Source organism: Neomicrococcus lactis (assembly GCF_014200305.1).
Taxonomy (GTDB): Bacteria; Actinomycetota; Actinomycetes; order Actinomycetales; family Micrococcaceae; genus Neomicrococcus; species Neomicrococcus lactis.
In genome coordinates this window covers 1,840,419-1,858,618 of record NZ_JACHBL010000001.1, presented here as the reverse complement: position 1 = coordinate 1,858,618, position 18,200 = coordinate 1,840,419, and the positions used below count along the sequence as shown (strand labels likewise).

20 protein-coding genes are annotated in these 18,200 nt (G+C 59.3%); 13 read left to right on the top strand and 7 right to left on the bottom strand.

All coding sequences use genetic code 11. From position 1 onward, the window contains the following. Positions 1-51: 51 nt before the first annotated feature. Positions 52-978: a DUF1206 domain-containing protein gene (locus tag BKA12_RS08400; RefSeq protein WP_183642511.1), complete on the bottom strand. Its 927-nt coding sequence runs from the start codon at positions 976-978 to the stop codon at positions 52-54. Between the two features lie 52 nt (positions 979-1,030). On the opposite strand from BKA12_RS08400, the gene BKA12_RS08395 reads away from it, so the two are divergent. From BKA12_RS08395 to BKA12_RS08380, 4 genes are all read left to right on the top strand, one after another. Further along, complete coding sequence (locus tag BKA12_RS08395; protein WP_183642509.1) at positions 1,031-1,429, top strand: MmcQ/YjbR family DNA-binding protein; 399 nt, start codon at positions 1,031-1,033, stop codon at positions 1,427-1,429. Between the two features lie 69 nt (positions 1,430-1,498). Further along, positions 1,499-1,819 (top strand): putative quinol monooxygenase, encoded by a 321-nt coding sequence (locus BKA12_RS08390; protein ID WP_183642506.1) that lies wholly within the window; start codon positions 1,499-1,501, stop codon positions 1,817-1,819. Then, entirely contained in the window at positions 1,820-2,785 is a 966-nt protein-coding gene (locus BKA12_RS08385) for an oxygenase MpaB family protein (RefSeq protein ID WP_183642504.1), read from the top strand. It begins immediately after the preceding gene. A 195-nt stretch (positions 2,786-2,980) separates the two neighbouring features. After that, a complete protein-coding gene (locus BKA12_RS08380; RefSeq protein WP_183642503.1) occupies positions 2,981-3,916 on the top strand; it encodes a hypothetical protein in 936 nt (311 codons plus the stop codon). A gap of 115 nt (positions 3,917-4,031) precedes the next feature. Here the strand turns inward: BKA12_RS08380 and BKA12_RS08375 are convergent, their stop codons facing one another. Further along, entirely contained in the window at positions 4,032-6,509 is a 2,478-nt protein-coding gene (locus BKA12_RS08375) for an HAD-IC family P-type ATPase (protein WP_246361640.1), read from the bottom strand. A 343-nt stretch (positions 6,510-6,852) separates the two neighbouring features. On the opposite strand from BKA12_RS08375, the gene BKA12_RS08370 reads away from it, so the two are divergent. Beyond that, positions 6,853-7,002: a hypothetical protein gene (locus tag BKA12_RS08370; protein ID WP_183642501.1), complete on the top strand. Its 150-nt coding sequence runs from the start codon at positions 6,853-6,855 to the stop codon at positions 7,000-7,002. Positions 7,003-7,087: 85 nt separating this feature from the next. Here BKA12_RS08370 and BKA12_RS08365 read toward each other — a convergent pair whose 3' ends face one another. The 5 genes from BKA12_RS08365 to BKA12_RS08345 form a co-directional block, all read right to left on the bottom strand. After that, complete coding sequence (locus tag BKA12_RS08365) at positions 7,088-7,858, bottom strand: IclR family transcriptional regulator (RefSeq protein WP_183642499.1); 771 nt, start codon at positions 7,856-7,858, stop codon at positions 7,088-7,090. Between the two features lie 85 nt (positions 7,859-7,943). Next, positions 7,944-10,241: a phosphoribosylformylglycinamidine synthase subunit PurL gene (gene purL / locus BKA12_RS08360; RefSeq protein WP_183642498.1), complete on the bottom strand. Its 2,298-nt coding sequence runs from the start codon at positions 10,239-10,241 to the stop codon at positions 7,944-7,946. Beyond that, on the bottom strand, positions 10,238-10,999 hold the full coding sequence (gene purQ, locus BKA12_RS08355) for a phosphoribosylformylglycinamidine synthase subunit PurQ (protein WP_183642496.1): 762 nt from the start codon (positions 10,997-10,999) through the stop codon (positions 10,238-10,240). The genes purL and purQ overlap by 4 nt, the downstream gene beginning before the upstream one ends. Position 11,000: 1 nt before the next feature. After that, on the bottom strand, positions 11,001-11,249 hold the full coding sequence (purS, locus tag BKA12_RS08350; protein ID WP_183642493.1) for a phosphoribosylformylglycinamidine synthase subunit PurS: 249 nt from the start codon (positions 11,247-11,249) through the stop codon (positions 11,001-11,003). Positions 11,250-11,371: 122 nt separating this feature from the next. Continuing rightward, positions 11,372-12,580 carry a sensor histidine kinase gene (locus BKA12_RS08345; protein ID WP_183642491.1) on the bottom strand — a complete coding sequence of 403 codons (1,209 nt, stop codon included), beginning with the start codon at positions 12,578-12,580 and terminating at the stop codon, positions 11,372-11,374. 294 nt (positions 12,581-12,874) lie between these two features. On the opposite strand from BKA12_RS08345, the gene BKA12_RS08340 reads away from it, so the two are divergent. The 8 genes from BKA12_RS08340 (at position 12,875) to BKA12_RS08305 (ending at position 18,181) form a co-directional block, all read left to right on the top strand. Next, complete coding sequence (locus tag BKA12_RS08340) at positions 12,875-13,531, top strand: response regulator (RefSeq protein ID WP_183642488.1); 657 nt, start codon at positions 12,875-12,877, stop codon at positions 13,529-13,531. A 163-nt stretch (positions 13,532-13,694) separates the two neighbouring features. Then, complete coding sequence (locus BKA12_RS08335; protein ID WP_221228071.1) at positions 13,695-13,967, top strand: hypothetical protein; 273 nt, start codon at positions 13,695-13,697, stop codon at positions 13,965-13,967. Positions 13,968-13,999: 32 nt separating this feature from the next. Further along, a complete protein-coding gene (locus BKA12_RS08330; RefSeq protein ID WP_183642485.1) occupies positions 14,000-14,626 on the top strand; it encodes a stage II sporulation protein M in 627 nt (208 codons plus the stop codon). Between the two features lie 3 nt (positions 14,627-14,629). Beyond that, positions 14,630-15,220 carry a hypothetical protein gene (locus BKA12_RS08325; RefSeq protein ID WP_183642482.1) on the top strand — a complete coding sequence of 197 codons (591 nt, stop codon included), beginning with the start codon at positions 14,630-14,632 and terminating at the stop codon, positions 15,218-15,220. A 29-nt stretch (positions 15,221-15,249) separates the two neighbouring features. Beyond that, complete coding sequence (locus BKA12_RS08320) at positions 15,250-15,654, top strand: hypothetical protein (protein WP_183642479.1); 405 nt, start codon at positions 15,250-15,252, stop codon at positions 15,652-15,654. Between the two features lie 85 nt (positions 15,655-15,739). Next, positions 15,740-17,389 (top strand): hypothetical protein, encoded by a 1,650-nt coding sequence (locus BKA12_RS08315; RefSeq protein WP_183642477.1) that lies wholly within the window; start codon positions 15,740-15,742, stop codon positions 17,387-17,389. Beyond that, positions 17,353-18,000 (top strand): ATP-binding cassette domain-containing protein, encoded by a 648-nt coding sequence (locus tag BKA12_RS08310; protein ID WP_183642473.1) that lies wholly within the window; start codon positions 17,353-17,355, stop codon positions 17,998-18,000. The genes BKA12_RS08315 and BKA12_RS08310 overlap by 37 nt, the downstream gene beginning before the upstream one ends. Continuing rightward, positions 17,993-18,181, top strand: coding sequence for a hypothetical protein (locus BKA12_RS08305; protein WP_183642459.1), 189 nt, complete (start codon positions 17,993-17,995; stop codon positions 18,179-18,181). The genes BKA12_RS08310 and BKA12_RS08305 overlap by 8 nt, the downstream gene beginning before the upstream one ends. Positions 18,182-18,200 lie beyond the last annotated feature (19 nt).

The window sequence follows — 18,200 nt, the reverse complement described above, 5'->3', positions numbered from 1 at the left end:
TGTCCGTAAAGACTTGCGCGTGGGGTTAGCTGCGGCGTCGTACTGAAGGGACTAAGAATCCATGTCCGCGAGACGCGCGCGGAAGAAGAGATAAATTCCGTATGCGATGAGGCCGGCGCCAATGAATGCGAGCGCGGGGACGCCGAATGACTGGTCGCGGATGGCTTTGAGGGCGCCGTCGAAGCCGGTGGACTCGTGCGGATCGTCTTGCGCGGCGGCGACGATGATGAGCAGGCCAACTGCCGCGAGCGTGAGGCCCTTCGCAACGTAGCCCACAGTGCCGAGCGCTTTCGTGGCGGTTCGGAGCGCGCCACTTTGCGGCAAGTGTAGGTCCTTCTCGAAACGTCGCGAGACGCCCTTGAAGACGAAATATCCGCCCACAATCACGAAGATGATGCCGCCGATGATGAGAAGGATCGGACCGCCGGGCAGCGAATTGATGGTGGCCGTGGTGTTCTGCGCGGACTCCTGGCTGTTGGAACCCTTGCCGAAAATGAACTGCGCGAACACCACCGCAATGCCGCCAAACACCAGGCCAGTGCCGACGTTCTTGAGGATGCGGCCCAAAGTCTTGACGGTGGATTGGTCCTTGGCGCCTGTGAGGTCAGCTTTGGTTTCGCGCGCGGCTTCCTTGAGATCATCCGTGGACACATCACGCAGGCCGTCCACGCCGCCGCGGCCGAAGAACGCCGAGGAGATGTGCCAGAGGGCCATGAATGCGCAGCCAATGAGGCACGTCCACAGCAGCACCGGACCGTAGGCCTGCTGTTTGAGAAGGGAAATGGCACCGGACTGGTCGGCGTTCTCATCTCCGCCAAACGCGAGGCTCCACGCGAGCGCCCCAATGAGCAAGTGCAAAATACCGTTCGCCACGAAACCCACCCGCGCGAGACGCTCAAACCACGGGTGGTTCGAAGTGCGCTCCGCCGCGTTCACGGCCCGCTCGGTGTGCTGTTTAGCCCGGTCAAGATTGCTCACGGTGACTTGCCTATCTTTTCATGGACTCACGAGTCTCTTTTAGACTCAGGGAATGGATGCGCAACAGATACAACAATTCTGCCTTAGTTTCCCCGGGGCATATGCGGATCATCCATTCGGTGAGGACACCACGGTTTTCAAGGTTGCGGCCGGATCAACTAACGGAGCGGGCGCCGGCGGAAAGATGTTCGCGATGCTCCTCTTCAGTAATACCCGCATCAATCTCAAGTGCGATCCCTCCGTGGGTCCCGGCCTGCGCGCCGAACACTCCGCCATCACACCGGGCTATCACATGAGCAAAAAGCATTGGATCACGGTGGACTTTGCGGCGCTCGATGATGAGTTCGCGCGCGAGCTCGTGGAGGACTCCTATGACTTAGTGGTCAATGGCTTGCCGCGGCGGATTCAGGAGAAACTGAAGTGGAAAGGCCTGAGCGCGGCGGAGAGCTGATTTTTCTCTCACTGCTTAGTCAGGGCTTTTTTGCCTGCGCCGTGAAGCCGAACGACATAAGCTGGAACCATGATCTTTATTGTTGTGAAATTCAAAACCCGCCCCGAGTACACGGAAAAATTCATGGATGTCGTCGCGGATTTCACCGCCGCCACGCGCGCTGAGCCAGGAAACAAGTGGTTCGAATGGTCCCGCTCGTTGGAAGAGACTGACACCTACGTTCTCGTGGAGGCCTTCGAGGATGATGCCGCGGGCGCGCATGTCAACAGCGACCACTTCAAGCAGGCCATGATCGACATGAAGCCGGCCCTCGTCGAGACGCCGCAGATCATTTCCCACACGATTGACGGTTCCGGTTGGGACCGCATGGGCGAGCTTCAGATCGACTAAATGCCTGCCTTCGTTGACCGTTTCTTAGAGTCCTTCAAGGTCCGCTTACGCACTACGTTCGCGGGTCAATCTGAGGGTGTTCCCGAGTGGGAAGATGCGCTCGAGAACGGCGACGACGCGGGATATTTCCCGCACACTTCCGCCACCTGGCACGTTCACGGTGGCATGACGCCGATCGCCGCCGGGATCAAAGCTTTGCTCTTGCAGGCTTTGCATCCGGGCGCGTTGGCGGGCGTCGCGGAGCACTCCGATTACCGCGCGGATCCGCTGGCCCGGCTGGCCGGCACCATCCGCTGGATCTTCACGGTCACCTACGGGGACACGGCCGCTGCCCATGGCGCGTGCGATTACGTTCGCCGTCGTCATGAGCCCGTCGTGGGAACCTACATGGCGGCAACCGGCGAAACCCTCGCATATTCCGCGAATGACGCCTCGCTGTCCCGCTGGGTTCACTGCGCGTTCGCCGAGGCCTTCCTCACCGCGTACGAAGACTTCCGCGGCCCCATTCCGCTTCCACCAGACGCTCTCCCGGGCGAGTCCGGCGCGGATGCGTACGTTCGCGAATGGTCCGTGGCCGGTACCTTGATGGGCGTTGAGTCGCCGCCGCGGTCTCGCGCGGAGCTTTCTGCGGCTTTGCTTCAGTACGACGACGATGCCCACCTCTCCGGTGGACCACGCGTTCGCGAGGTAGTCCACTTCTTGAGGAACCCTCCTCTGGATCCTATGCTTTTGCCGGGCTATCGCTTGCTGTTCCTCGCCGTGGTCAATTCCCTGACGCCACGACAGGCTGAGCTCCTCGAGTTGCGCCAGTGGCCGCGCTTTTTGCGGCCGGTGTCTAACGCGCTGGCGCGCTTCGCGTTGGCCGTGGTCCAACTGGGGCTCCTCAAGGTGGGGCCGTCCGAACTGGCGGCCCACCGGCGCCTTCGGCGTCTTGGGGTGCTGCCTTCTTCTGATTCCAGCGCCTGACTCCTCATTTCAGCACCGAGTTGCCACGTTAACCGTGACTTCTGACTCGCGACGCCCCATTTCCCCGCCGAGTTGCCAAGTTAACGCGGTGTTTGGCTCCTCAACGGCGTTAACTCGGCAACTGGATTCGGTAGCTAGCGTCCGAGGCCCTGTGGATAACGGCTTCTGGGGAAAATTTCCGTCAATTATGGAGGTATGACCAGACGCCGAGAGCTCCCTCGCGAGCTTCAGCGTGCCCTCTTTACGCGGGAAGAACTCGAAAAGCGTGGTTTTCATGGCACGCGAGTTGATGCCAAGGACGTCTTCCACACCTCGGTGCGCGGACTTTACGCACTCTCCAGCTTTGAAGTCACCGAAGGCTCCCTGCTCACTGCTCTTGAAAGGCTTTATCCCCGAGCCTGGGTGAGCCACTTCAGCGCCGCTCGCATGCACGGTCTCTATGCGCCGAATCACCACAGCGAAGCTGCCGTTCACCTGTCGACTTTGCTCGGTGATCCACGAATCCGCCGAGGTGGGATCAAGTCCTATCAGTCCACGAACGCTGAGGGAGTGGAACGTTCCAGAATGCACTTGTGGGTGAGCAGCCCGGGGCGAACCGTCATGGAGCTTGCTCCGTTCGCGTCACTTGATGAGCTGGTGGTGCTCGTGGATCAGTTGGTGCGCGAACCGCGTCTCAACCTAGAAAGACGGTTTGACCCGTTCGTCCCTCTGCCCAAGTGGAAAGTAATGGTGGAGTCTTTTCACGGACGTGGCGTCAGGAAACTGCGTGAGGCAACAGGGCTTGCGCGAGTTGGATCTGATTCACCACCGGAGACAATACTGCGTTTGGCGATCATGCGGGCTGGACTTCCGGAGCCAGATCTTCAAATCGAGCTACCGATCCGTCGCTGGGGGAATCCGTCCGCGGATCTTGGGTACAAACAACTCTTGATTGCCGTTCACTACGATGGCGGCACTCATCGTTCTCGAGAGCAACAACAACGAGACAACTGGAGAGACAATGCGTTCTCAGGCGAAGGCTGGCGAAATCTCCACTGCAACTCCAAGGACCTTGCCGATGGCTTTCGAGAAACGTGCGCCCGGCTGGAGCGGATGATTCACGAGCAGCGTCAGCGTCTGAGGCTGAACTAGTGGAAACGAGTCAGTCTGAGGACGCATTTCCCGGTGAATAACGGCCTCGACTGTCCAAGTTAACGCGGTGTTGAGCTTCCCAACGGCGTTAACTTGGACAGTCGATTCATGAGGGCTAGTCGAGGAGCGGCTTCGGGAGCAAGCGGTAGAGGATCTCCAAGATCACGCAGCCCACCACGCCAATCACGAGGCTGGCGGTCATCAGCTCTTGAGATGGCCACGTGAACTGGTGGTACAGCTGCGAGATGGGGATGGCGAGGACGGCGACAATAAGCGCGTACATGGCCACCAACAGCCAGAACCGAATCACGTTCAGCGGACGTGACGCGCAGTTCAGAACCCAGAGTCCCATGAGTCCCAGCACAATGAACGACGACGTCTGAATCTCGGACGGAGTGCTGTGCAGGACGAAGCGCGTGACATAACTGATGGCCAAGATGCCCAGCGTGATCACCAGCGCGTTCGGGATGGCGGCAATGAGGGAGCGTCGAAGGAAGCCTGGGATGTAGCGGCGCTTATTCGGGAGCAACGCCAGCACGAACGCAGGACCACCCAACACGATGAAGTCCACAGTTGAGGACTGGCGTGGGATGAAGGGGAAGGACCAGAACAAGAGACCAAATGCGATGCCGAACATGATGGCGTAGCTGGTCTTGGTCAGGAACATGTAGCCAAGGCGTTCGATGTTCGCGATGACCTTGCGGCCTTCGGCCACCACAGATGGCAAGCGCGAGAACTCGCCGTCAAGAAGCACCAAACGGGAGACAGCCTTCGTCGCGGGAGCAGCGTTACCCATGGCGATGCCCAAGTCAGCGGACTTGAGGGCCAATGCGTCGTTGATGCCGTCGCCAGTCATAGCCACCACGTGGCCGCGAGCCTGCAGGGCCTTGACCATGGACTGCTTTTGCTCTGGTCCAACGCGGCCAAACACGGAGTGAGTGTTGACGGCTTCTTCCAGCTCAGGGCCGTCGAGAGGAAGCTTGCTCGCATCAATGGCGGTGCCATCAAACTCGAGGCCGGCCTTCAACGCCGCTGCCGCAACGGTATGCGGGTTGTCGCCGGAAATGATCTTGAGATCTACGTCCTGCTCGCGGAAATAGGCCAATGTGTCGCGAGCATCTTCGCGAACCTTCTCGTTGAACAACAAGATTCCAACGGAGGAAATGGAGGACGGAAGTTCCGCAACTGGGTGACCCGTTTCTTCATCGCGAACCAGAGCATCCGCCCGGCACAGCACCAAGGTGCGGTTGCCGGCAGCAGCCAATTCGGCGCAGCGGGGGTTTAGCTCGGCTGCGTCAGGAACGGACGGCAAGAGAGCTTCCGGAGCGCCAAGGAACCAAGCTCCTGCGGCTCGTCCGCTTCCAAACTCCACCGCGCTCCAACGACGGGCGGAGGAAAAAGGAACAACGCCTTGTGGCAAATGCCCGGGTTCATGTGGGTAAGCAGTGCGAAGAGCGGCAGCAGTCGGGTTCGCGTCAGGATCGTGACCGAACCAGCCCAGGGCCAGCTGCGTTCCAGGCAGGGTTTGATCATCCGCAGCGGAGTCCACAAGTTGAGCCGAAGGCGTGTATTCGGCAGACCCGAAGTGGACGCCGCCTTCGGTCAAGGTGCCGGTCTTGTCGAAGCACACCACGTCAACGCGGGCGAGTACTTCTACGGCCGCCATCTCCTGCATCAAAACGCCTTCGCGAGCGAGCTTCAAGGCCGCGAGCGCAAAGGAAATCGTGGTCATTAAAGCGAGTCCCTGCGGGATCATCGCGGCGATAGAAGCGACCGAGGAAATCAGGGCGTCACGCCAGGCTCCGGAAGACAACGCTGCATCCCAGCCACCGCGCGCCACCATTTGACCGTTCAGTACGATCGCCATGATCGGAGCGATGCCGATGCTGATCCATTTGACGACCTTGTTCAGGCCAGCGCGTAGCTCGGAGTTGATCTGGGAAAAGAGTCGCGCTTCGTTGGTAATGCGCGATGCGTGGGAGTCGGATCCTGCCTCAGTAACTCGGTACAGTCCATTGCCGGAGAGGATTGACGAACCGGACAACATGCGGTCCCCAGGGTTCTTCACCACGGCGTCATTTTCGCCGGTCATGAGGGATTCGTCGGCGTCCAGCCCGTCCGCGTGCAGCACCACCCCGTCAGCCGTCACCTGGTCTCCGCGACGCAAGACTACGACGTCGTCCACCACGATCTGTTCCAGCGGAATCTCAACCCGCTCGCCATTCCGCAGCACCACTGAAGGATCGCGGCGCAAGAGGGAAATCTTGTCCAGCTCTTTCTTCGCCGCGTATTCCTGTACGAAACCAATGACGACGTTCGCGACGGCAGCCAGCACAAAAAGCAGATCCAGCCAGCGACCCAGCGCAATCACCACAGCCGCGCACGAACCCAATACCAAGTTGAACACCGTAAAGAGATGCGCGCGGGCGATCTGCCAAATAGTGCGCGACGTCGTGTCCGGCTGGCGATTAGTCAGACCCGCGGCAGTGCGCTCGGCGACGGCAGCGGAGTCCAGACCGTACTCGATGAGATGGGCGTCCTCGGGGCGCTCAAAACTGGGAGCGGGCTGCGCTGAAATGGTGGTCCGTGCCAATAGTTTTCCTCTAAATTGCTGAAGGCTGCGGGCGAAGCAACTCAAGACGAACATCAAAATTAATGGGCGGTCGGCCCGTTCGCTTCCGACCGCCTGCATCAACAGTAAAGTACGCCATGGCCGCTTGAGGTCATGCGCAAGTATGATTCGGGGGAATCTCAGGGATGATTGTGCGAGCTAGTCAGGGAAGGCCCTGAGACGTGTGAATATTTGAGCAAACTCGTGGCCTAACCAGCAAATATGACTCAACCTCTATTATCTGGGTCACATTGGGCGTAGACTTCGGCGACGGGGTAGTAACCCTCTTCCGATGGGACCCCCGTTCAGTCAAGGAGGCGTTGTTATGCCCATCAAGGATCCTGGTAAACACCAAGCTAAGAAAGTTGGCAAGACCATCAAGCAGAAGCGTGCAGAGAAGCGCGCGAAGGCTAGCAATATCGCTAGCACGCCATTGATTGAGACCAGCAAGGCTGCTCGTCAACGGCACCAGTAAAAATTAGCCTAAACCCCGGCGTCCGTTCACTCGGCGCCGGGGTTTTTCTATGTCGCCAGCGAAGGCCTACATACCGAAGTGAGACCTACTGCGCTTGTTGAAGTTCTTGGAGTTCTTCAGAGATGGCGGCGGCCGCTGTTTGCAAAGCAACAACATGAGACGGAATGTTGTTCCGATCAAATCGAATACTCGGTGTGGCCGTGGTGATGGCGGCGACTGGACGGCCATCCGGGTCAGTCACAGCGACACCAAGACCAACAACACCCTCCTCCATTTCCTCGAAATTGGACCCAAACTCAGCAAGACGAACCTTGGTCATCTCGCGCTTGAGCGTTTTGAGGCTATCGATGCTGCTCGTCGGCCACGCGGGGATGCCCTGCCGGTACAGATCCTCCAGCTCAGCATTGGAGAAGAGCGCCAGAATCGCTTTGCCACCCGCAGAAACAAACGCCGGCATCTTGTCACCCACACGCATGCCCACGCGCAGTGTTTTGGTGGACTCGATGCCGTCAATGAACTGGATATTGCACTCGGTGAGCACCATGAGCTGAACGGTCTCGCCGACTTCCTGAGACAGCACCATCAGCGCGGACCGGGCAGACTGTCGCAGCGCTTGGAGGGTGTACCGCTCGCTGTGCCGCTCCACGAGAGCCGGCCCCAACCGATACCGCCGCTCATGATCCTGTGCCGCAAAACCGCGGTGCATCAAGGCGTTGAGCAATCGGTGCGCGGTCGACGGCGCCACCCCCAAATGCTCGGAGGCACTCTTGACCGAGATCGGACCGCTTTCCTTCATGAGAAGGATCAACAGCAGTGCCCGGTCTACGGATTCAATCGGGGATGACGGGATGGACATAGGGAAATACTTGCACAGCTTTTAAAGTACGACGCCGCCCGCTTGCGTTAATTCGCAAGCCGCGGCGGCGTCGTCGTAATCCGGGTTAGAAGTACTTCGGCATGGTGCCTTCGTGAGCTTCGCGCAATTCCTCGATTGGCAGCGTGAACTGGCCCTGGATATCGAGTGCGCCGGACTCAGCGTCAACGATGCCCAAGCGAACCACTGGGAAGCGGCGCGCGCTGGTCATGTCGTTGAAGCGGACCTCTTCGGAACGTGGCACGGCGACGATCGCGCGAGCCTGCGACTCGGAGAAGAGCGCGGTGAACGCGTCCACGCCATCGCGCAAGCACAAGTCTTCGATCGCCACGCGGGCGCCCACTCCGTAGCGCAAGACCATGTCAGAAAGCGCCGCAACGAGGCCACCCTCGGACACGTCGTGAGCGGAGTCGATCATGCCGTCGCGCGAAGCGTTGACCAACAGTTCGCCCAAGAGCTTCTCAGCTGCCAAATCGACCTTCGGTGGAAGACCGCCCAAGTGGCCGCGAAGATTCGCGAACTCGGAGCCGTCCAACTCGTCGAGCGTGACGCCGAGCAAGTAGATGGCCTGGCCGTCAGCGTTCTCGCGCCATCCGGAAGGAGTGCGGCGAGCCACGTCATCGAAGCGGCCCAGCACGCCCACCACTGGAGTTGGGTGGATCGGCGTGGTGCCGGTCTGGTTGTAGAGCGAAACGTTGCCGCCGGTGACAGGAACGGAGAGTTCCAAGCAAGCGTCGGAGAGGCCGCGCACGGACTCCGCGAACTGCCACATGACCTCGGGATCCTCCGGGGAGCCGAAGTTCAAGCAGTCCGTGACAGCCATCGGGATGGCACCCGTGGTGGCCACGTTGCGGTAGGACTCGGCGAGTGCCAACTGTGCGCCCGTGTATGGATCGAGGTAGGCGTAGCGACCGTTGCAGTCGGTGGAGAGTGCAACGCCCATGCCGGTTTCTTCGTCCACGCGGATCACGCCGGCATCGTCCGGCGTCGCGAGAGCGGTGTTGCCACCCACGAAGCGGTCGTACTGGTTGGTGACCCAAGCCTTGGAGCACATGTTGGGGGAGGCCATGAGTTCAAGCGTTGCGGCACGCAGCTCGTCGCCCGTGGACGGCAAGTTGGCGCCGGCCTCGGAGGAGCGGAACGTGTCAGCCTGCACCTTGTCCAGCCACTCGGGGCGGTGGTACGGGCGCTCGTAGACAGGGCCGTCGTGAGCCACGGTGCGTGGGTCAACGTCCACAATTTTCTGGCCGTCCCACGTGATGATCAAGCGGCCAGTGTCCGTGACTTCGCCCAACCAGGAGTACTCAACAGCCCACTTGTCCATGACGGCTTCGAAGGCTTCGATGTTCTCAGGGGAGACCACGGCCATCATGCGCTCTTGGGACTCTGACATCAGGATTTCGCCTGGCGTCAGGGTTGGATCGCGCAAAAGCACCGAGGTTAGCTCGATGTCCATGCCGCCGTCACCGTTGGAGGCCAGCTCCGAGGTAGCGCAAGAAATACCGGCAGCGCCGAGGTCCTGAATACCTTCAACAAGGGAGTTCTTGAAGAGCTCGAGGCAGCACTCGATGAGCACCTTCTCTGCGAAGGGGTCGCCTACCTGAACGGCTGGGCGCTTGGATGGCTTGGAATCGTCGAAGGACTCGGAAGCCAGCACGGATGCGCCGCCGATGCCGTCGCCGCCCGTGCGTGCGCCGAAGAGCACTACCTTGTTGCCCACGCCGGAAGCGTTGGCCAAGCGGATGTCCTCGTGGCGCATGACGCCAACGGCAAGAGCATTCACGAGGGGGTTTGCCTGGTACACGGAATCGAAGACCACTTCGCCGCCGATGTTCGGCAGACCCAGCGAGTTACCGTAGCCGCCGATGCCGGACACAATGCCGTGTACCAAACGAGCGGTATCTGGGTGATCAATCGCGCCGAAACGCAGTGGATCCATGACAGCAACCGGACGTGCACCCATCGAGATGATGTCGCGGACAATGCCGCCGATGCCCGTGGCAGCGCCCTGGTAAGGCTCCACGAAGGAAGGGTGGTTGTGGGATTCCACCTTGAACGTCACGGCCCAGCCATCGCCCAAGTTGGTCACGCCGGCGTTTTCGCCGATGCCCACGAGCATGTCCTTCTTCATTTCGTCGGTGACCTTGTCACCGAACTGGCGCAAGTGCACCTTGGAGGACTTGTAGGAGCAGTGCTCGGACCACATGACGGAGTACATCGCGAGCTCGGCGGCCGTTGGACGGCGCCCGAGGAGCTTCACGATCTCGTCGTATTCGTTCTGCTTGAGGCCTAGTTCGGCCCATGGCAAGTCAACGTCTGGGGTCGCGGCAGCGTTCTCGACGGTATCGATATTGAAGGAGGTCACTTGGCGGCTCCGGCGGTCTTGCTAACGAGGTTGGTCAGAACGGACGTGAAGAAGCGCAGGCCGTCCGTGCCCGTGTGGTCTGGACCGAATCCGGCTTCCACAGCGTGTTCAGGGTGCGGCATGAGGCCCACAACGTTGCCGAATTCGTTGGTGATTCCGGCGATGTTACGGCGGGAACCGTTGGGGTTCCATCCTTCGTAGCGCACGACGACGCGGCCTTCAGCTTCGAGGGCATCGAGCGTGGCTTCGTCGGCTACGTACTGGCCGTCCTGATTTTTGAGCACGACGGCGATCTGCTCGCCTTGCGCATACTCGTTGGTCCACGCCGTGGTGTTGTTCTCAACGGTCAAGACCTGCTCGCGGCAAATGAACTTCAAGTGATCGTTCTTGATCATGGAGCCTGGCAGCAAGTGAGATTCGGTGAGGATCTGGAAGCCGTTGCAAATGCCCAAAACGGGAAGCTTGGCGTCCGAATTCGCGGCGTCGATGATCTTGGACATCATCGGTGCGAAGCGAGCAATCGCGCCTGCGCGCAAGTAGTCGCCGTAAGAGAAGCCGCCGGGGATGATCACGGCGTCAACGTTCTGAAGGTCGGCGTCGCCGTGCCAGAGGGAAACCGGAGTTGCACCAGCAAGCTTGACTGCGCGAGCGGCGTCGCGGTCATCGAGGGTGCCGGGGAACGTGACAACGCCAATGCGGGCGTCGCTCAGCGTTTGCTCCGGATCGCTGTAATTACCAATGAGAGGGAGCTCGGCCACGTTAGTCCTGCACCTCAACGTTGACGACGTCTTCAATGACAGGGTTGGACAGGAGCGTCGCTGCTGCTTCCTTTGCCTGCGCCAAGATGGCTTCGGTGACTTCTCCGTCTACGGTCAGTTCAAAGCGCTTGCCCTGACGAACTGAGCTGAAGGCGTCGAATCCGAGCCGGGGGAGGGCGCCAACAATCGCCTTGCCCTGAGGGTCAAGAATTTCGGGCTTGGGCATGACGTCCACAATGATGCGAGGCATCCGTATTCTCCTGTGAGCTCTTGAGATGAGGGTGTGCACGCGGGAGATTGCCGTCTCACGCCAATAGGCGCTCCGCGAGCTTGCCCCCTCATTCTAACGGGGTTGAATAGTGGTTGTACCTTTTATGGCGGTGATATGCGCGGCACTTCGGCGTGGACCACCCAGCGTTGCCTGGAAGCGTCGGGGCCCATGGAGACGGTGCCGCCGAGTCGTTCAATACGTTCCCTCATAAATCCCCGACCAAATCCGCTCGACGGGATCCGTGGTCGGCTGGCGCTCGAGTCCGATTGTTGAGCGTCGTGGTCCGGTTCTGTGGAACCCGCCGAGTATTCGTTGGCGAAGCGACACCACACGCTATCCTCCGTTGCGCCGTAGGACAGTTCCACGGTGGCACCAGGGCGCGCGTGCGAGAGGATATTGCTCGTGGCTTCGCGCACGAAGGGCGAGAGCCCTCGATCGCTGGTGGTTGCTGGGTAATTCTCTGGGGCTTCAAGGGAAACGTTGAAGCGCAGGTTTGCGAGGGTCAGTTCGGCCTCTGACATGAAGGTTTTCAAGGTCGCGTCTGGGGCCTGTTCGGAGACGTCGCCGAGTGTCGGGGTCAGCACGCGCATCATGGAGCGAAGGTCGTCGAGTGCGCGGTGTGCTGCTTGGGAAATGATGTTCAGGCTCGCCGCGCTTTGTTCATGATCCTTCGATGTCATGGCCATGTCGGCCTGCAATGCGACAATAGTGATGTCGTGGGCGATGACATCGTGGAGGTCTCGAGCGATCAGTTTTCGCTCGCTCATGAGCGCACTCTGATGCATTTGCTCACCTTTGGCTCGGTCTCGAGCGATGTCTTCCGCCCTGGACTTTTGGCGTTTGCCCCAAATGATGACCGCGTACACAGAACACGTCAGAGCAACCGCGAAGAGCGGGACGCCGACGAGCTCGGCCGGAGTAAGGATGGCATTGATGATCATCCATACCACCGTGGTGATGGCGACGATCAGGCTCAGTTGTTCAGTGGCCGTGAAGGCGCAGACGATGACAAGTGCGAACAAGAACAGCAGGGCTGGCGAGACGTCGCCGTTGATTTCGGAGAGCGCGGCAACAATCGTCAGTGCGGCTCCGAGCCAGGCCTTGAAGGTGGCGATGAAGGGGCCAATGCTCAGCAATACGAGCGCCGCCACTGCGAACGCGGTTTGTCCGGTTCCCACGACGCCATGCTGGGACAGCAGCCACGGCACATCGGTAATAAGGGACCACGACGCAACTAACAACACAATCGTCCGCCACCAAATAGGTAGCGGACTTGTTGTGAAGTAATTCTCGACGCGGCTGCCCTTCATACCTTAAAGACTATCGAGCGATGCACCGGTGCGAGCTAGCAACCGAACAAATAGCACTTGATCTTGATGATTTCCGAGTAGAAGCCGTCTGGGCGGGCCACTTCTTCGAATACGGCGATAGCAAGCAAAGTCAGCGACGAGTGAATGATGTTCATTGATGTGACTCCCTAGTAGTTATTCCCGATCACTTGAATAATTGTTCCGGTGTTAGAGCGTCATTGAGTAGAGACCAAAGTCTACTTTTGTACGATCGATAGTCTATTCTCTTCTTAGGACTTTTCGGAGGGAACCGTGATGACAAAGATCAAAGTGCTGGTCGTTGACGACCACGAACTCATGAGTCAAGCGCTCCAGCACTTCATAAATTCCACCGACGATCTCGAGAGCGTGGGATCTGCCAAAGATGGCGTCGAAGCGATAGCTCGGACTGCAGAGCTGCAACCGGACGTCGTCTTAATGGACATGCAGATGCCCCGCATGGACGGCGTCGAAGCAACCCAGAGAATCCTCGCAAGCGATCATCGACCGGCCGTCGTGGCCATTACCACTTTTGCAACGGACGAGTACGTCGTGCCAGCTTTTGGTGCGGGAGTCCAGGGGTTCATTGTCAAGGATTCCAAACCTCACGAGGTGGCTGAAGCAGTGCGACAAGCCCATCAGGGCATGATGACCGTGAGCCCGGCCGTTGCGAAAGTTCTTGTCCAATCAGCGTTGGAGGCTCCTGCTAAGAAGCTGCGAACCGACGATTTGCTAGAACCGCTCACCAGCCGCGAGCAAGAAGTACTTACAGCCGTCGGGACCGGACTCAGTAACAAGGACATCGGTGCTCAGCTGTTCGTGACCGAAGCGACTGTTAAGGCACACATCGGGCGCATGATGATGAAATTCGGTGTTCAAAACCGTGTCCAACTGGTTGTCGCAGCGACTCGGGCTGGACTCATCGATTTGTGACGTTTGAGCAGCGCTCGCCGTGAGTGCTCCTCAGTATATAGACAGAGGTCCAATGAGTTCTGCGCAGATTAGCGACTAATAGACGATGTGAGCAGACCGTTTCAAAAAATAGCGTTGTAGTACCGGGGCAAACCGGTAACTACAACATAGGAACGGAAAGAACATGAAATTCTCTCTCAAGGAAAAGGGTGCCGCTGCAGCGGCAATCTCAATCGCAACGGTGGGCTTGGTCATCGGTGGCGTCGCCATCGCCTGGATTGCAGGCTCCCTCGGAATCTCGTACGCAGCTGCGTCGCAAATTGTCAACGCAGTTCAGGTGGGCGGCTTGGCTCTCACGCTCGTCGGTGCAGCGTTCGGTTTTGGCGTCGGTAGTGCGCTTGTCGCCACCATCCGCTGGTACATCCTTCGCAAGGGCAGTGCCATCGCAGTCGCCTAAGCCAATTTCTCACTTCATCATCGGAGCTTGATATGAGTAGCCCTGCCGCAACGCCATCGTCTGAACTCCCGCGAAGCACATCCCTCGCACCCTCCAAGATCACGAAGAATCGCTCGACTCGTCGGCGGTTCGTGGACATGAGGACACTGCTGGTTTCATCGCTGGTAGCACTGACGCTCTTTGCGGCTGGGCTACTCATAGGTTTCCAAAGTTTGGGTGCTTTTCTCGCGGGGCAAGACTCCGCACCTGCGACCGAGCTATGGAACTTTTGGTCTATCTTGGGTCGGAACTTGTCAGCCGCTCTGTTGTTATACGCCGGCGTCGCAACCGGCGGTATAGCGTCCGCGATCATGCTCCCGGTGCTGGGACTCTACGTCGGCGCAACCGCAAAGATCGGAGTTTTGGCCATCGGACTCGAGCAACTCGCATCCGCCGTATGGCTTTATGTCCCGCTGGAATTCGCTGGCTGCGTCTTAGCGGGTGTCGCGGGAATGTACCCGACAGCGCTACTGATGCTGCGTCGTCGTCCTCAAATCTCCATCCTGCAACAATTTCTCCGCGGCGTTACCGGCTCCCTCGCGATTCTCGGTGCCGCAGTTCTTCTCATCATCGCAGGCGCTGGCATCGAAGCGCTGTTGCTTCTCCAACTCAAAGGCTGAACCATGACAACTCTTCCAAGCGCCGCCCGCAAGGACGTCACCGTCGACTACCAAGGCACTGCCAGAGAACGTCGAAAAATGGAATTTCCACGAATCACCACCTCCTGGGTGTCGTGGTCTATTTTTGCCATCGTCATGGCGCTCATTCTGGTGAGAATTCCGCAAACTAAGGCGTATCTGGATCAGCAGGTCCCACTCGAAGCACCCGCGGACATGGAGCCGGAGCTCGTCGAGCTGTCTGTTTCGGTGGCCCTTTTGCTGGGGGTCGTGGCGTTCATGATGGTGTTGGGCATCTATCTTTCAGTGGCCAGCTACCTCGAACGTCACCTTTTCAAAGTTTCACTCCTCGCAACGTCGACACCGCGAATCGGACTCTTCACCGGTATCGTGGGAGTCACTGTTCTCTTTGTGCAGTTGTGGGCACTCATTGCTGGCGCAATGCCGGAACCCGCACTGCGTTTCTTGCCTGTCTTAGGGGTCACCGTGCTGACGACGGCTGCTTTTCTCTTCGCGACGCGAAGCCAGAAGCAGCCCAAACGTGGACTGGTGATAGTGCTCGCGATGGTCTTCGGCTGCGCGATCGCCGTCTTCTAATCCACTTTATTAACATTGGAGAACTCGCCATGAAGCTCGCTTCATCACACGTCCGTATGGCCCTCGCCTTGGTGGCGCTGTGTGGACTCGGTATGTTTGCAACGTTCTTAGCCAAAGGGGCAGACGCCCTCGGTATTCCCACCAGCGTATGGCCCACGTTGCTCGTGGCTTTGTTGGTTGGAACCGTGGTGCTACCGGTTCTGACCTTGGTCACGAAGTTCGCCAACCCTGCCAAGATCACCCCCGCCATCATTTTCGCTTTAGGTCTGTTTGCCAGCGCCATCTTCATTGACGATCGATTCGATGTTTTCCCTGCGCGCATCTTGTGCATCATCAACAGCGTGCTGTGCATGGCCGGCGCGGTCGTGGTGCTTTTCAACGCGCTCGACTCCAAGAGCCTTCGCGAAGAAAAGGCGGCACGCCGATTCGATTAACGGCCCGTTGAGTCACGTCCCGAATCACGAGGGAGAGGAATGGAACATGAGGCGGGGGAGTACCGCGCTTGCCGGCGGGGTAACCATGCTTGAGACGCGATCAACGCGAGTCAGTGCCTGGACTCGGCTGAACTTGCTGGCCAATCTGCGAATTGCTCAGATCGCCAACTCGCTCAATATTCCGTGGTCAATTCGTTTGCTGCGTCGCATAGTCATGGTCTTCTTGGCGAGTTGTGTTGTTGTTCTTCCGCTCGTGGGATTTGCAATGACGAAGTTCTTGGCCGCGCTGAGCACGCCCCAAGAAGCTGGTGAGTTGTCCGTCTTCGTCGTAGTGCTGTTTGCGCTGTGGGGGATGCTCGCAGCCGGATTCGCGGAGCTACTCGGGAAGTACCGCGAGAGCATTTCTCACAATCCGAATAGGGCGTTTTATCGCTCACTCGGCGTCTCTGCCGCGATGCTCCACGGTATCACCGCGGCACCGCGCATCTTCTCGCCGTTGCTCTTTTGGTCACTCATGGGAACTGGTGTGGCGGCGGCCCTTGGCACAGCCGGAACTGCTTCGACCACTCCATTAGTTGCAGCGCTGTCGGCGGCGATGGCGCTTGTGCTCGTGATGGCGGTTGCTATTCTCGGCGCGAGCGTGCGAGTTGCTCGGCGTCAGAACGCCGGAAAAACTCCGGTGGTGGGAGGCGCTTTGCTTTTCGGCGCCGCTGGACTTGGCGCCGGAGTTGTCGCAACGATCGTGATATCCCGATTCGTGGTCACAGTCGGCGGACACGCACTCTTGCCGGCAAACACCAGTATTAGCGAGCGGCTAGACACACTTCCTGCGGCCGCGTGGTGGGTCTTCAGTGGCCTGCTTCTCGCGCTGCTCGTCGCGGCTACAGTTTGGGTGGCACGCGGATACCAGCTTCTTCATGCCCGATCTTTTGCACTCAACTCAGGCGCAGCGTCCGCGCATGACTTGGGACGCGATCACGTAGTTCATGCGACGCGCTCGGCCGGAGAACAGCGTTGCAGGGAAGCATCATGGGTCCGCAGTGTCTGGCGGCAGCGCGGTGGATCGTGGCGGCTCAAAGTCGAGGTGCGTATTTTGTGGGGCTTCGCTTTCGCACTAGGTCTCCTAGCGGTTCTGACGGCAACGTTTGCAAGCGAGCCCATCATTACGTCTATCTCGATGGGGCAAGGACACATCTGTGCCATTGCGGTGCTGGCTGGCGCGCTGTTGGGTGTTGGAATTGCTGAATCGACGCTTGGCGATATCGGACCGGTGGTGCTGAGGGGCCAGCTCCGAGCAGCTGTGGAGTTGGGTGTGCCGGCGACGAGGCTCGCTCACCTGCATGCGCTCGTGCTGGGAGCACCGGCGTTCGTCTTCGGGGCACTCGCACTTAGCGCGGGTGCCCTCGTGGCCGTTCTGTTTCGAGGAGCGCTCGCAGAAACACCAGTGGTCACCGCGGTGATTCCACTCCTAGCAGGGCTCGGTGTCCTAGCAGGTTTCGCAGCATCCGTGATTGCAGAGCGACTCTTCCCGCCGCCTCGAGCAGTGGATGGAACGAGCAACGAGGGACTGGCAACGGCGATTGTCTCGCTCTTGCTCGCAGCCGTTCCAGCGCTCTGGCACTTTGTCTTTTCCGCAACCTTGCTGGCAACAGCTTTGACGTTCTTGACCGTTCTGACACTTGTAGGAGGTGCTTGGTGGTGCATTCGGCGCAACCTGACGCATTTATCGAACTAGATCACGTGACCGCGGGCTATGGCAAAGGTCCCGACGTCTTTCGAGATGCCTCGTTCCGCATTGATCGACCCGGCTTGTATCGCTTGCACGGTCCCAACGGCCAGGGTAAATCCACGTTGATAGAAGTGCTCAGCGGCTACCTGCATCCTCGCGAGGGAGAAGCACGCGTCAATGGGCTGACGGCCACGAGCCCGGAAGCTCACGAGCTGCGCCGGGTCTGCCGCACCGAGCCAGCGCTCTATCCCATGATGGGCGTTCGAGATCACTTGGTGTTCGCTTCGCGTTGGAATGGCGCACCGGTTGAGCATGCCCTCGAGCGAGCCGTCGCCTATGGTTTGGGCCCCTGGCTGGACACTCCCGCTGAGGCGCTGTCCACCGGAAATAGGCGCCGATTGTGGCTCGTGCAGTGCACGGTTGGCCAGTTCCGCACGGTGATCCTCGATGAACCCTTTAATGGCTTAGATGATCGCTCCGTAGCGCTGTTGTGCGCGGAACTTGAGGTGTGGGCGAACACTCGCTGCGTCTTACTGACAGCGCATTTGCCGCCAGCTGAACTTGCCATTGACGAGCGCCTGGAATGGAACCCCCGCGTATCCTTGGAGCATGCGTAACTCATCTGAGCCGAACAACCAGACTCAAGGTACCGGCGCGGCCGGCAAATCCTTCTTGCTTGCATTGCTAGGAAGCACAATCGTGGCCGGACTCGGCAAGATGGTTCTCGAAAAGATCAAGCAGGACAAGCGCGACAAGCTCGCGGCACAGTCCGACTGCCACACGGGCACCACAAAGTAGCCCATCCTCGAGGGCTAAA